The organism is Ruegeria sp. BI11, assembly GCF_056538005.1.
This window is the reverse complement of sequence record NZ_JBQFSM010000005.1, coordinates 199,514-213,506: the sequence shown is the minus strand read 5'-3', so window position 1 is coordinate 213,506 and position 13,993 is coordinate 199,514. Positions and strand designations below refer to the sequence as shown.

Genomic DNA, 13,993 nt, shown 5'->3' with positions numbered 1-13,993 from the left:
CAATTGATTACATTGACGCATTTACTCCTTCCTCACCGATCAGTTGTTGGTAAGTCCACAAAATTGTATAGTGACCTGGCCTACCAATGGGCACTGGCAAAGTGCCGAGGCAGCTGGATTGGGAGGGACAAGATGGAATTGTTTCACACTCTCGTCACCGCTTTAGGTATGTCGGCCCTAGCATTTGTCGGCCATGCGAACGCGGAAATCCGTATCGGTTCAGGGGCTCCTCTTTCCGGGCAATATGCCTGGGGTGGAGAACAGTATCGAATTGGTGCCGACTTTGCACTTCGAAAAATAAACGAAAACGGCGGGGTTTTGGGAGAACAGGTTCGGCTTGTTCTTGGAGACGATGCGGCAGACCCAGATCAGGCGGTTGCTGTCGCCAAAAAATTCGTGAGTGATGATGTGGTCTTCGTTGTTGGTCATTGGTCGTCTGGCGCATCGATACCGGCGTCCAAAATCTATGACGAAGCAGGAATATTGATGATTTCGCCGTCTGCCACAAATACCAAGCTAACGGATGAGGGTGGGCCAGGAATATTTCGTATCTGTGGTCGCGATGACCGGCAGGGCGCGGTAGTCGGCGACTACATGGCCGAACATTGGCCCGAGAAACGCATATCCATTTTGCATGATGGCGGGGCTTATGGCCAAGGACTTGCCGAGGAAACCAAGAAACACATTAATGCGCTCGGCTTGACCGAGGTGATGTTCGAAGGTTTTGCAACGGGCGAGGTTGACTATTCTCCCCTCGTTGATCGTATCCGAGCTGCTGAGACTGACATACTTTTCGTGGGCGGATATCCCGCCGAAGCGGGTCTAATTCTACGTGAAGCCAGGGATCAGGGGGATGACCTCCAGTTCGTATCCGGTGACTCCCTTTCAACCGCGGATTATTGGCTGATCACTGGTGATGCCGGTGAGGGAACCATGTTCACCTTTTTTCCGGACCCCCGCTACGATCCCAAAAATGCAGCTCTGGTCGAAGAGTTCCGAGATGGTGGCATCGAGCCGGACGGGTATACACTCTATGCTTACGCCGCTGTCGAAGTTTGGGCGCAAGCGGTTGAAAAAGCCGGGACACTCGAACTGGACACCGTAATCGCCTCTCTGAGAGAAAATGAGTTCGACACCGTTTTGGGGACGCTTCGGTTTGACGAGAATGGCGATATCACAGACCCGGGTTTCTCTTGGTACACTTGGAAAGGAGGGGAGTACGTGCCTCTGCAATAGTGCTATTTAATTGGGGGATAATATTATTTGGCTACCACGCAATGAACAATTTGAGGTGACTGGCCAACCGTTCGGGTGCCTGCATGTTTGACGGTTTAGGGGTACGATGGCGTCTTCTCATTGCATTTTTTGGGATTAGCGCCTTTTCGGTGCTTGCTGCTGCGGCCGCAGTATATTCGTTCCTGGCCATCGGAAACGTCATGGATCATATTACGCAGCAACGTGTGCCGGCTGCGCTTGGATCCTTGGAGCTTTCCCGAGAAGCTGATCGGATCATGGCTGCTGCACCGGCACTGTTGGCTGTGTCCACCGATGCTCAGCGTACAGAACTGACCGGTTCGATCAGCGACGGCGTAGGCAACCTCAATAAAATGGTTGCGGATTTGATAACTCGGGAAACCGATGCTTCCAACCTTGAAGAAATTGAAGCAGTGGTCACTCGCCTTGGAGACAACCTTTCGGCGCTCGACATTCTGGTAGGCGACAGATTGGCCGTGACGGATCGAAAGAGCGAAATCCTCGCCCGCCTGTCAATCACAAACAAAGGGGCGCAGCGGGCGCTTACTCCGGGCATTTCGGTCATGGACGCCAAACTGTCTCAGTTGCGAAGCGCCATTGATAATCCTGACTTGACCGAAGACGAGCGCGAGGCGGCAATGAATGAACTTACGCGCAGTGTCGCCGAAGCTTTGCCGCTGCAAAAGTTCCAGGTGGAAGTATCTGCAATCAATGACAACCTGATACTTGCGGCATCGGCCCTTTCCCGTGCAGACGTGGACTTGATCGCGTTCCCCCTGGAAAAATCATTGGAGGCGCTTAACAGGCTGTCTGGCGAATTGCCGATTTTTCAGCGCCGATTTTTGCTGCCCAGAGTGAAAGAATTCGAAGAGCTTGCATTCGGCGACAAAAGCGTTTTGCAAGCGCGCGCGGAGGAGCTTGACCTGATTGTCAGAGGCAAGGCTTTGATTGCCCAAAATGCCGCGCTGTCTCAACAATTGACGCAGGCTGTGGACGACCTGCTTGCACATGCAAGAGACGACATTGCCAGCGCGAATGCCGAGGCTGGATCGGTTCAGCAAGTCAGCACATATGTCATGATCGCCGTCGTGGTGCTGAGTTTGGTCAGTTCTACGCTAATCGTATGGCTTTATGTCGGGCGTAACTTGATCGCACGGCTAACTGGGCTTAGCGACAGCATGTTGGCGATCGCAAGTGGAAATTTGCGCGCCCCGCTTCCAGCCACCACCGGCAATGACGAAATCGCTCACATGGCCGAGGCACTATCGGTATTTCGGGATACGGCGATTGAAATCGAGGATAACAACTTGCGTGAAATCGAGGTGGCGCGTCGAAGGTTGGTTGATGCGATTGAAAATTCTTCGGACGGTTTCGCATTCTATGATGCAAACGAGAATCTGGTTCTCTGCAATAACAGATACAAAGAACTGCTCTATCCGGAGGTTGAAGTTTCCATAGAGCCCGGAATGTCGTTCGAAACGATAATCCGCAGCTCCGCCAAAGTCGGGTTGATTGTCGATGCGCAGGACAGAATTGACGAGTGGGTCGAAGAGCGCATCGCTTCGCACAGAAACCCCAAGGAGGCACTGGTGCAGCAACGGCGCGACGGCCGTTGGATAATGATCAACGAGCGCAAGACCAGCGATGGCGGTACGGTTGCAGTGTACACTGATATTACTGAGCTTAAGCAGCGCGAACGGGATGCTGAAGAAGCCAACCGGGCAAAGAGTCAGTTCCTGGCCAACATGAGCCACGAATTGCGAACGCCCCTAAATGCAGTGATCGGTATCACCGAAATGCTGGAAGAAGATGCCGAAGATCTGGGGCAAGACGACTTCATCGAACCTCTGCAGCGGATTTCGCGGGCGGGAAAGCACCTTCTAGAATTGATCAACGAGATCCTTGATCTTTCGAAAATCGAAGCGGGCAAGCTCGATCTCAACCTTGAAGAATTCGACTTGGTTGCTTTGCTGCAAGACACAGTCGCGACAACGAAGGGGCTTGCGGAAAAAAACGGCAACGTGGTGGAAGCCCACTACCCGGATGAGCCGAAAAAAATGTTCGCCGACATGACGCGGGTCCGGCAGGTTTTCCTGAACTTGCTGAGCAATGCCTGCAAATTCACGGAAAACGGCAAAATTACTGTCCACGCAGCCGAGTCCGTGATCGATGACATTCCCTGGCTGGTGCTGGATGTATCCGATACAGGGATCGGGCTGACACAAGATCAGATCGGGAAACTATTCGAGGACTTTTCTCAAGCGGATAGTTCAACAACACGTAAATACGGCGGCACCGGTCTAGGACTCTCCATAAGCAAGCGTCTATGCCAAATGATGGGGGGTGAAATAACAGTTGAAAGCGCAGTTGGCGAAGGCACGACATTCACGGTCACGTTGCCATTCCGGATCGAAGGACAATCCTCAGCCTACACTCCTGACAGAGATCTCAAGCCACCCTTGAAAGATCAGTTAAGTCCATATTCAGGCACGGTCCTCGTGGTTGATGATGACGACACCACGCGAGAATTAATGCGTGTTTTCCTGGCCAAGGAAGGTTTCGATGTTGTTACGGCTGCCGATGGCAAAGAAGCTCTGAAACTGGCACGTAAAATTCGACCGTCAGTTATCACACTTGATGTTTTGATGCCTCCGCCTAACGGCTGGGACGTACTTGCGGAACTCAAGGGGGACGAGGCCTTAGCTGACATACCAGTTATCATGCTGACAATGCTGGACGAAGCTCGCAAGGGTTACGGACTTGGTGCCTCGGAATATTTGGTCAAGCCACTGGACCGGGAAAAACTCAGGGAATCCCTGAACCGCTTCCGTCCCAAAGAAGGAGCGCCGTTGGTCCTTCTCGTTGAAGATGATGAGGCCACACGCAGCTGGTTGCGTGGTTGCTTGGTAAACGAAGGGTGGCGCGTCACCGAAGGCGAAAATGGGCGCATCGCTCTAAGTTTTGTCAACGATGAAACACCGGACTTGATCTTGTTGGATTTGATGATGCCGGAAATGGACGGCTTCGAATTTCTGGAGGAGCTTCGCAAACTGCCCAATAGCCAGAGCATTCCGGTGATCGTGATAACGGCTGCAGATCTGACGAACGAAGACCGTCGGCGACTGACTGATGGCGTCGAAAGCATTCTTGAAAAAAACTCAACGAGCTGTGACACGCTGCTGGCGGAAGTTGGCGGTTTCGTAAAGCGTATGACCGGTGAGGAAATTCGGCCATGACCAAAATTCTTTACGTCGAAGATAACGACGACAACATCTTCATGCTAACACGACGTTTGCGCAGAAAAGGGTATGAGGTCTTGGTCGCCACAGACGGTGCAGCCGGAATAGAAATGGCGCGCATCGAAACCCCTGTACTTGTTCTGATGGACTTGAATCTTCCTGTTATGGACGGTTGGGAGGCGACGCGACAGCTTAAAGCGGCACCAGAAACTGCAAACATTCCCGTTATAGCTCTTTCAGCCTTTGCTATGGCCGGTGATCGGGACCGGGCATTGGACGCCGGTTGCGACGATTATGTATCGAAGCCAATTGATTTTGACCTTCTCCAACAGAAGATAAGTTCGATCCTGACCGGCGGGCCCGTGACATGAGCCTTGATGAAGCAGCAATTCTTGTTGTCGATGACAATGAGGACAATCGGTACACGCTGACACGACGCCTTAAGCGCGAAGGGTATTCCAACCTTGTTGAAGCTCGCGACGGGTATGAAGCTTTGGAAATGCTATCCCAAGCATCTTTCGATTTGGTCCTTCTGGATATCATGATGCCAGGCATGAACGGTTTTGAAACACTGGAAGGCATGAAGTCGGACATGGCATTGCGGGACATACCCGTCATAATGATCTCGGCGGTCGACGAAGTGGAAAGTGTAGTTCGCTGCATCGAACTTGGGGCAGAAGACCACTTGCCTAAGCCCTTCAATGCGGCGATTCTGAGGGCCAGGATTTCTGCCAGCCTTGAAAAAAAACGCCTGAGGGATCAGCAGGAATCGTATCTTCGGCAGATTGAAATTGAAAAAAATCGTGTGGACGAATTGCTTCACGCGACGCTTCCAAACGCTGCCGTTCACGAATTGAAATCGACCAACACGGTGCGACCGCGACGTTTCGAAGATGTGGTGGTTTTGTTTTGCGACGTGGTCGGGTTTACCCAGTATTGCGACAGACATGCGCCGGAAGAGGTAGTGTCTCATTTACAGGAAATGGTGAATACCTGTGAGCAAATCACCGCCCGTCATGGGCTAGAAAAAATCAAGACCATAGGTGATGCATACATGGCAACCGCAGGTTTGCTGCACTATGTTGAAAACCCGGCTGACGCTAGCGTACGCGCAGGGTTCGAGATGATTTCAGCAGTAAAAAACCTCAGAGCGTCGTGGGATCTGCGTGTTGGAATTCACATCGGGCCTGTGGTCGCCGGTGTTATAGGCCGCAAGCAGTTTGTGTTCGATCTTTGGGGCGACACGGTGAATGTCGCATCCCGAATTGTATCAGAAGCTGAAGCCTCTAACGTCCTTGTCAGCGCCTCCGTTTGGCGTCTGATTCAGGGCAGTTTTCGGGGCAAATCGCTGGGACAAGTGGAATTGAAAGGAAAGGGAACACTCGAATTGGTCCAGTGCAACTGAGGGTGTCCGATTTGGACAGTCAGAGAGAGTTGGCAGCGTTCGCTTCCTGCGCAACTCGACATTCACCTCTGCCGCAGCATCGGTTGATATGGGATCAAACCAGCCTTTGGCCAGGAGATTCATGAAAGACTGGTTAGGGCCGGGCGTGTAACCTTAGATTGGAGGTACGGCACGCACGGCGACCAACTGTCTGGCCGCCACCCTTTCGCGATGTATCATATACAGCCCCGCACTGATGATGATCGCAATGCCAAGCAGACTAAGCGTGTTCGGGAAGTCGTTGAAGACAAGATAGCCGAACAAGGTCGCCACCGGCAGTTCAAAATACTGCAGCGGCGCCAGCGTGACAGAAGGCGCAAAAGACAGCGCATAGGTCATCATCATGTGGCTCACCGTCGCGAAAAAGCCAGCGCCCAAAAGCCACAACAACGCGATGTCTGTCGGCCAAACGGGATCAAACAAATCAGAGCCGGAACCTTGCGCAACAATTAGTGCTGGAATGCAAAACAGGCTGGCGATCAGGCCGGTGTGGAATTGCAGGGTCACAGGGTGCACCCGACGCGACAACCCCCGGGTCAAAAGAATGTAGAAAGCGAAGGCAACTGCCGTGCCAAGCGGAATAATGGCAACCGCGCCGAAAGCTGCGAAACTGGGCTGGATGACGAACAACACCCCGACAAACCCCACAAGCGCCGCGCCAACGCGACGCGGGCCGACGGCTTCTCCAAGATAGAACTTGCCGACCAACAAGACGATGAAAGGGGCAACGAACACGATTGCCAGCGCATCGGCAAGGGGCATCACCCGGATTGCGGCAATGAAGCAAAATGTTGCGAACACCAGCAGCAATGAGCGGAAAACCAGAACCATCAACTGATCTTTCGCCACGCGCACCGACAGTCCCATTATCCAGATGAAAGGCGCCATTAGCGCGCATTGCACCACAAACCGAGCAGCTGTAATCTGCCCAACCGGCACGCTGGTCGACGCGAGTTTCGCAGACACGTCCAGCAAAGGAGCGGTTAGGCAAAACCCCAGCATCAGCGCAACACCGACAAGGGTGCGATCCGGAGATTGAGGTATGGGTTCAGCAGAGGTCATCGTTTCATTTAGAGATGTCGCCAAATGCGTGTCTGTTCTCAATACGACCACAGGCAAAAGTCCCACAATCCACGAGTTCGGGTTGAATTGGATATAGCGCTCGCGGCGAATGTCTCCTCTGAAAGGCCGCACAGCCGCATCAGGTGGCCGGGCCAAAGGGCAGCTAAGGGCCGTCTACTAAACTCTGCTTCCTGCGCGTAGCAGCCGCTAAAAACAACTATCAATGCAACCGTAGCGAAGTTGTACTGTGTGGCGCATACGAACCTTATCGGGCGAATTGCAGCAATCGATCAGACAGCATCGCGAGAGGAACCATATTAGCAGCTTTCAGTAGCGAAGGTGCGTCAAGAAAATCCTATAACGATGACTATTGTCAGTTTGCATCGGAAGCATGCCGTTTGAACGTCGCCTGTTTATTTGGTCCCAAGTGTTCGGACTTAGCTTCCTAATCAATCCCGCATTAAATCCCGCATAGCTTCTTCGATAGCAAATGACCAAAGGCTTCTTAAGCAATTGTTTTATATGTAATTTAATTAATATTGTCCTTTTGCCTAGACTCTCTTCGTCTCCGCCATTAACCCGGCTTGTAGATAAAGTAAAATCAATGGCTTGCGTAGTAAGTCGTCGGGCGCAATTGTAGTTTTGGACTTCCGAAATGCCAATCGCGTGGCTCATTCGGCCCAGCGACGTCGGGTGCTTCGGTCAGACGAACATTTCGATGCTCGCCTCTGGGAACCATGCGATCGCCTCGTCAATTCGCGTTTCAGGCAACGCACAAAGTGCTGTGGACAGACCATCGGCGATGGCGGCGCTAGGGGCTGATACTGACACAACGTGTTTTGGCGCGGTTTCGAGCCGTGGGTTCAGGATGTGACCATGGTCATTACTCAGCATGAGGCCGCCCGGGTCTGAGGTCGCGACAGCGCGATCCCGCAATTCGATGGATTTGAGAACCTTTCTGCCCGGTCCGGCCAGACCGACCTGCCAGTTTTGCCCATCTCCGCGAAGCCCGCGGGCAGCGATTTCCCCCATGTTTACCAGTACATCGCGTAAATCATGTGCGACCAGCAAAGCTGCGATACGATCGGTGATGGCTCCCTGTGCGATACCGTTCAAGGTCAGTGCTGAAATGCCGGGTTGGGGCAGGCGGATCATGTCGGCCTGAACCAAAATACGGGACCAGCCAATAGATTTCCGGGCTGAGTCGACATCATCCGCAGTGGCACCATTGGCCAGCGCGGACCAGAGCGGCTGAATCGAGGGGTCGAAAACGCCGTCTGTGGATTTGTATAGGGCCGAGCACAGACTGAGGACGTTCAGCAGCTCGGGGGCGGGGGCCGTCAAGTGGCCGTCGCGGTTCAGGCGGCTGAGTTCGGATTGTGGGCGATACAGGCTAAATATGTTCTCAAGCCGGTTCACCTCGGCCTCGACCGACGCGATGATTGGTGCGGCTTGGGCGTCGGTCAGCCCCTCAAGCCGTAAACTGGCCTGCGCCCCCAGCGCGACCCCGCGCCAATAGGCTGCCGGGGCGGTTTTTGCACCGGCGGGGAAGGCGGCGCAGGCGGCGGACATAGTCAGAAACCGACGGCGGGAGAGAGGAGTCATGTGGGGGTCTCCAGTTTCAGGTCCAGATCAACGGGGCCGAGAACCTCGGTGTCGGGGATGTCGGATAGGGGCAGCAGATCGCCACCGTACTGGCCGATAAAGGTTTCTGCGGCGACGGGGTCTGCAAACGGCACGACTTCGCGCGCGCCCATGCCGCCGGCGACATTGGCCCCAACCACAAAGGTTGCGCCATCGGCGGCGATCCAGTTGGAAATGCCCGGCTGTTGCCAGTTGGGTGCGACGCCCATGTCGCTGACATATACGGCAGTAATGGGAGCATCACGCTCGGGACTTTTGAGGTAGGCCACCATGTCCCTCACCTGGGCAAAGAACAAGGGTGTGGGGTAGCCTTCCAAGTGAATCTGGCCTTTAGGACCGCCATGTTCGGCTATGTTCATCTGGCAGAAAAAGCTGAGTGCATCGGGGGTCAGATCGACAGGATCAGGGGCAACGGCGACCTCTTCCTTGCAGGCGGTCAGAACGACCAGAGCGATCAGGTAGATGCGCTTCATGGCTCGACCCTCCGGAAGGCGGCGCGGGCGAGGACAAAGCCCAGCACCGGCCAGATCAGCAAGGAGGCAGGCGCGGCCCAAGTCGGCAACGCTTGTGCCGCACCGGTCATGCCGGACGCCATTGCGACGCCTTCAGTTGCGGCGATGTTCCACAAGCGGAATGCGTCGGCCGGGTTGGCTACCATCACCCACGGAAAGACGGATTGAGTGAAGGTGCCGCCCTTGTCCATGACGACGGCTCCCAACAAGCCCAGATCAAAAAGGACGACAAACACCAGCCAGAGCCCGGCCGACAAACCTGCTGCTGCGGTGGCGCCCCTAGCCAGGGCAGACAGCAGGTAACCCAGCGCCAGAAACACGGCGCCCAGCAGGATGGATGTGAGGATGAGGCGCGCCAGCGCCATCAGGCTGTCCGATCCTGCACCGCCGAACCATGCGGCGACCGCGCCAGCGGTGCCAAAGCCGACAGTCATGGCAAAGGCCAGAGCGGCCAGATGGGCGGTGAATTTGCCCAACAGGATTTCCCCGCGCCCTGCCGGGTAGGACAGCAACAGCGACAGGCTGCCCCGGTCCACGTCACCTGCTATGGCATCAAAAGCGATCATCAAGGCCAGCAGGGGGGCGAGGTAGACCGACAGCGTGGTCATCGACGCGACCGAAACTGTCAACATGTCGACGCCCAGCGTGCCGGTGGGCGCGCTGCCCGCAAAGGTCAGCGCCAAGGCGAACAGCACCATGATCAGCGTCGCCACCAGCAGCCAGCGGTTGCGGCGCAGGATCAGCATTTCGGTGCGGGTGATAGCAAGGAAGCGGGTCATTGCATCTGCTCCTGAGCGTAGTGGCGATAGAGGTCTTCCAGCTTGGGCGGGGTCATTTCCACGTCCGCCACGGCGTCGCCCATTCCGGCGATCCGGCGCAGAGCCTCCATCTTGTCATCGGGCGAACAGAGCAGTTCAACGGACGCGCCGTTGATCCGTTTGCCACCCAGTGCCATGGCCAGAGCCTCGGGGTTGGTGCTGGCGCGCACGCGCAGGCGGATCGGCAAACCAGCCAGAGCTGACAGGTTCGTCAGTGTGTCATCAGCCACCATCCGACCTTTGCGCATGATGGCGATGCGGTCGGTGCGGGCCTCAACCTCGGTCAGGGCGTGGGATGCGATCAGAACGGCGGTGCCTTGGGCGGCCAACTCGTCAATGATGGTGTAAAGGTCTTGCCGCGAAATCGGGTCCAGCCCCGAGGTCGGCTCGTCCAGCAGCGCCACTTTCGGCTGGCCCAGTAGAACCTGCGCCAGACCCAGACGTTGGCGCATCCCCTTGGAATACGTTCCGATCCGGCGGTCCAGCGCCTCGCCAAGGCCGACGCGGTTCAGCAGGCCGGGTACATCGGCCTTGGTCCCCGACAGCTTCGCGAACAGGGTCAGCTGCTCACGGCCTGTCAGGGCGGGGTGAAACGATACCGCCTCGGGCAGATACGCCGTTTCGCGCCGCGCCTTGGCGCTGCCGGGGGAGGCGTCACCGATCCGAATGGCGCCGCCATGGATCGGTGTCAGGCCAAGGATGGATTTGATCAGTGTCGACTTGCCCGCGCCATTATGGCCCAGCAGCGCTACCCGCTGACCAGGGGCAAGAGACAGGTTGATAGTGTCAAGAACGCGGGTTTTTCCCCGGTCCTTACAGACATTGTCGATTGACAGGGCCTTATCCGTCATGAGGCACCTTTTTCATTGCTGGGGGTTCAGAGGCTTGCATCAATGGGTTGCTGTCCATCACGCCGCCCGGCAGCAGGGCCGGAAAGGCGGATTGCGACCAGCGCACCAGCTGAACGGCAGGTGAGCCGAGCAGCAATTTGGCTGAGGGTTGGGTCCACAGCACATGGTCCATCGAGTCATTAGGGCGGTAGGGGGCATCGGCGATACCGTTGCCATCCACATCATAGGCGGCAAAGTCGGACCAGTAGTTGCCGCGCCCGTCCTCGGACCACTCGACCCATTTGGTCGAGACGTATTTCACCTGCGTCCGGTTCCCGATGAAAGAATTGCCAACGATGCGGTTGCGTTCGCTGCCTGCGGTAAAGTGGATACCGATGCCGCAGCCCTGGAACCAGTTGTCGGTGAATTCGTTCTTGTTCGAGTTATAGAGGAAGGTACATTTTTCCTTCGCACCTTTCACCACATTGCCGGTGATGGTGCTTTTGTTGGCATAGTTCAGCATTACGCCATGCTCACGGTCTCCGATCGAAACGTTGTTGGCCACGGTCACATTGGTGGTGAACATAACCGCATAACCAAGATCATTACCGATCGAGACATTGTCACTGACGACCGAGTTGTCGGCATACATGTAATGCACGGCAAAACGCAGGTCGCGGAACAGGTTGCGGGTGAAGGTGTTCTTCTTCGATGAGTTCACAAAGATCCCATCACGGCCATAGCGGATATCGTTGTCTTCAACCCGCGCACCGGGCGCGTTCCAGACGTAGACGCCATTGCCGCGGTCATTCATCCGCCGGTCCTGACGGCCTTCGATCCGGTTGCCACGCACGACGCTGTCTTTGGCCCCGTGAATGTCAACGCCATAGAGGTTGCCCAGCAGCACGTTATCCTCGACCACCGGCGCCTTGGCCGTCTTGGTCAGTTGGATGCCGCTGTCGATCCCGTCATGGCTGGAACCTGAACCGATCACAGTCAGGCCGCGTACGGTCACGCCCGGTCCGGTCACGGTGATGACGCTGCCTTGGCCCTGTCCGTCGATGGTGGCCTGGCCCAGTCCGTCGATGGTGACGGGCCGGTCCAGAACCAATGTTTCGGTATAGATACCGGGGCTCAGGCGGAGGGTGTCCCCATCCGCCGCCTGAGCCAGTACTTCATTGATGGCCCCCGACCGATTGGGCACATCCCAGTCCGCCGCCCAAAGGGGCGAGCCGAGCAGGAGCGGTATGAGCAGAGGCCAACGCATGGGTTATGCTCCCTGCGGTTCGACCAACATCCGGCCGCGCATTTCCATGTGCAGTGCGTGGCAGAACCACTGGCAATAGAACCAGTGTACGCCCGGACGGTCAGCCGTGAAGGTGATCGACGCGGTTGCCATCGGCCCGATTTCGAAGGCGATACCGTAGTTGCCCAAGCAGAAACCATGAGTCACGTCGTCTACGTCATCCAGGTTGGTGACATAGATTGTTACCTCGTCGCCCTGTTTGACGGTGAACTTCTCAAGGCTGAAGGTCGGCGCCTGCGAGGTCATGTAGACCCGCACCTTGTTGCCATCCCGGATCGGTTCTTCCGCGCCTTCTTCCAAATCGATGCCATCAGCCTCGGCCTGTTTGCGGGCGTCATCCCATGTAACATCGGCGCGATCCCAGACATTGACTGGGTTGACGATGTCGCTGCGGACGATGATCGAGTCATGCGGTTCGGCGAAGGTCGGGCCGTCGTGAACCACCTTCATCTCATTGGTCGAGATGTCGATCAGCTGCTCGTTCTCGGGCTTCAGCGGACCCACGTTCAGGAATCGGTCTTTCGAGAACTTGTTCATCGAAATCAGCCACTTGCCATCAGCGTCTTTGGTTTCACCCATGGAGGTCGAGTTGTGGCCCGGCTGATAATGCACGTCGACCTTAGAAATGATCGGGTCCACATCGGCACCGCCGTAAGCTTCGATAGCCTTGTCGATGTTCCACTTCACGATCTGGCTGTCCAGGAACAGCGTGGTGAACGCGTTGCCCTGACCATCATAAGCAGTGTGAAGCGGGCCAAGACCCAACTGCGGCTCACCCACAATGCAGGACCGCGGATCGGCATCACTTTCGAACAGGGCGTCCAGTTTGGTGACGTCCATGATCGACACGGTTGGCGACAGCTTGCCGTTGATGCAGACGTGCTTGCCGTCAGGTGCGGTGTTGATGCCGTGTGGCGAGTTCGGGATCGGGATGTAACGGGTGTATTTCTTGTTCTGACCCTTACGGCCGTCCAGAACCTTGACGCCTTTCAGCTCTTGGTAGTCACCGGCTTCGATGCCTTTTTCGATCTCGGCAAGGTTGAAGACAACGACGTGGTCCAGCTCGTTCTCGGTCATCTCGGCCAGGTTCATACCCATTTCCGAGTTGTATGAGGTCGAATAGGCGTATTTGCCCTGATAGTCGCAGTCGGTGTTGTCGAGGTTACCCGAAACGATCACCTGCCATGCCACTTCCATGGTGTCGCCGTCCAGCGCGGTGAAGATGTTCACGTATTGCGATGGATCGTCCAGCACTGTGCCGTCGTTGACCAGCGGGGTTTCATCCTCACCATTGGCAAAGACATAGCCGGTGCGCGGGAATTTCTGCGGCCGCAGACCGTGGATCGCCTTGGCGTTCGGGATCTCGGTGATCTTGTCGCATTTCATCACGTCACAGCGCACGCGGGCAACGCGAGTGTTGGCCTTGTCGTTCATGAACAAATAGCGGCCATCATAGGTGCCGTCGGTGAATGACATATGCGGGTGGTGCAGGTCGCCGTTGTCATAGGTTTTCATACCACGCTTGGCGAGGAATTCCTTAGTTTCCGGCAGTAGGCCGTCAGTCATGATCTTCAGCGATTCATTAGTCTGACCCCAACCGGTGGCCGAGCAGCGGTTGAATACCGGCACCCGCATCAGCTCACGCATGGACGGGAAGCCCAGGATGCGCAACTCACCCGTCTGACCCGAGGACCAGAAGCCATAGTATTCATCCAGCTCACCGGGCTGCAGATTGGCATTGGCCGCAGCGCTGGCCTGTTTCGCGGTCATCAGGGTCGAGCCCAGACCGGTCCCGGCCAGCACGGCGCCGGTTGCGGTTGCACCCAGCATCCCGCGGCGGGTGATGTTCAGTTTGTTGTCTTGTTCCGACATGATCGTTCCTCC

Annotated in this window: 11 protein-coding genes; 4 read left to right on the top strand and 7 right to left on the bottom strand. The window is 56.0% G+C overall.

All coding sequences use genetic code 11. The features are described 5' to 3' along the window. Positions 1-132 precede the first annotated feature (132 nt). From ACR0DT_RS13380 to ACR0DT_RS13365, 4 genes are all read left to right on the top strand, one after another. A complete protein-coding gene (locus ACR0DT_RS13380; RefSeq protein ID WP_480711221.1) occupies positions 133-1,236 on the top strand; it encodes a branched-chain amino acid ABC transporter substrate-binding protein in 1,104 nt (367 codons plus the stop codon). 83 nt (positions 1,237-1,319) lie between these two features. After that, positions 1,320-4,490, top strand: coding sequence for a response regulator (locus ACR0DT_RS13375; protein WP_480711220.1), 3,171 nt, complete (start codon positions 1,320-1,322; stop codon positions 4,488-4,490). Then, positions 4,487-4,864, top strand: a complete 378-nt coding sequence (locus ACR0DT_RS13370) for a response regulator (RefSeq protein WP_480711219.1) — start codon at positions 4,487-4,489, stop codon at positions 4,862-4,864. The genes ACR0DT_RS13375 and ACR0DT_RS13370 overlap by 4 nt, the downstream gene beginning before the upstream one ends. After that, positions 4,861-5,898 (top strand): adenylate/guanylate cyclase domain-containing protein, encoded by a 1,038-nt coding sequence (locus ACR0DT_RS13365; RefSeq protein WP_480711218.1) that lies wholly within the window; start codon positions 4,861-4,863, stop codon positions 5,896-5,898. Before ACR0DT_RS13370 ends, ACR0DT_RS13365 begins: the two co-directional genes overlap by 4 nt. Positions 5,899-6,051: 153 nt before the next feature. Here the strand turns inward: ACR0DT_RS13365 and ACR0DT_RS13360 are convergent, their stop codons facing one another. From ACR0DT_RS13360 to nosZ, 7 genes are all read right to left on the bottom strand, one after another. Continuing rightward, entirely contained in the window at positions 6,052-6,999 is a 948-nt protein-coding gene (locus ACR0DT_RS13360; RefSeq protein ID WP_480711301.1) for a DMT family transporter, read from the bottom strand. A 702-nt stretch (positions 7,000-7,701) separates the two neighbouring features. Next, positions 7,702-8,604: an FAD:protein FMN transferase gene (locus tag ACR0DT_RS13355; RefSeq protein WP_480711217.1), complete on the bottom strand. Its 903-nt coding sequence runs from the start codon at positions 8,602-8,604 to the stop codon at positions 7,702-7,704. Then, positions 8,601-9,116, bottom strand: coding sequence for a nitrous oxide reductase accessory protein NosL (locus ACR0DT_RS13350; protein ID WP_480711216.1), 516 nt, complete (start codon positions 9,114-9,116; stop codon positions 8,601-8,603). The genes ACR0DT_RS13355 and ACR0DT_RS13350 overlap by 4 nt, the downstream gene beginning before the upstream one ends. Then, complete coding sequence (locus ACR0DT_RS13345; RefSeq protein ID WP_480711215.1) at positions 9,113-9,934, bottom strand: ABC transporter permease; 822 nt, start codon at positions 9,932-9,934, stop codon at positions 9,113-9,115. Before ACR0DT_RS13345 ends, ACR0DT_RS13350 begins: the two co-directional genes overlap by 4 nt. Beyond that, positions 9,931-10,824, bottom strand: coding sequence for an ABC transporter ATP-binding protein (locus ACR0DT_RS13340; RefSeq protein WP_480711214.1), 894 nt, complete (start codon positions 10,822-10,824; stop codon positions 9,931-9,933). The genes ACR0DT_RS13345 and ACR0DT_RS13340 overlap by 4 nt, the downstream gene beginning before the upstream one ends. Next, complete coding sequence (locus tag ACR0DT_RS13335; protein ID WP_480711213.1) at positions 10,814-12,070, bottom strand: nitrous oxide reductase family maturation protein NosD; 1,257 nt, start codon at positions 12,068-12,070, stop codon at positions 10,814-10,816. The genes ACR0DT_RS13340 and ACR0DT_RS13335 overlap by 11 nt, the downstream gene beginning before the upstream one ends. Before the next feature lie 3 nt (positions 12,071-12,073). Next, the gene (gene nosZ / locus ACR0DT_RS13330; protein WP_480711212.1) at positions 12,074-13,981 is read right to left on the bottom strand and encodes a TAT-dependent nitrous-oxide reductase; all 1,908 of its coding nucleotides are present in this window, start codon (positions 13,979-13,981) and stop codon (positions 12,074-12,076) included. Positions 13,982-13,993: the final 12 nt, after the last annotated feature.

What these genes read in the sequence shown, in the direction of transcription:
- ACR0DT_RS13370 (WP_480711219.1), top strand. Translation starts at nt 4,487, where the DNA reads ATGACCAAAATTCTTTACGTCGAAGATAACGACGACAACATCTTCATG.
- nosZ (WP_480711212.1), bottom strand. Translation starts at nt 13,981, where the DNA reads ATGTCGGAACAAGACAACAAACTGAACATCACCCGCCGCGGGATGCTG.
- ACR0DT_RS13365 (WP_480711218.1), top strand. Translation starts at nt 4,861, where the DNA reads ATGAGCCTTGATGAAGCAGCAATTCTTGTTGTCGATGACAATGAGGAC.
- ACR0DT_RS13355 (WP_480711217.1), bottom strand. Translation starts at nt 8,604, where the DNA reads ATGACTCCTCTCTCCCGCCGTCGGTTTCTGACTATGTCCGCCGCCTGC.
- ACR0DT_RS13340 (WP_480711214.1), bottom strand. Translation starts at nt 10,824, where the DNA reads ATGACGGATAAGGCCCTGTCAATCGACAATGTCTGTAAGGACCGGGGA.
- ACR0DT_RS13380 (WP_480711221.1), top strand. Translation starts at nt 133, where the DNA reads ATGGAATTGTTTCACACTCTCGTCACCGCTTTAGGTATGTCGGCCCTA.
- ACR0DT_RS13350 (WP_480711216.1), bottom strand. Translation starts at nt 9,116, where the DNA reads ATGAAGCGCATCTACCTGATCGCTCTGGTCGTTCTGACCGCCTGCAAG.
- ACR0DT_RS13360 (WP_480711301.1), bottom strand. Translation starts at nt 6,999, where the DNA reads ATGACCTCTGCTGAACCCATACCTCAATCTCCGGATCGCACCCTTGTC.
- ACR0DT_RS13345 (WP_480711215.1), bottom strand. Translation starts at nt 9,934, where the DNA reads ATGACCCGCTTCCTTGCTATCACCCGCACCGAAATGCTGATCCTGCGC.
- ACR0DT_RS13375 (WP_480711220.1), top strand. Translation starts at nt 1,320, where the DNA reads ATGTTTGACGGTTTAGGGGTACGATGGCGTCTTCTCATTGCATTTTTT.
- ACR0DT_RS13335 (WP_480711213.1), bottom strand. Translation starts at nt 12,070, where the DNA reads ATGCGTTGGCCTCTGCTCATACCGCTCCTGCTCGGCTCGCCCCTTTGG.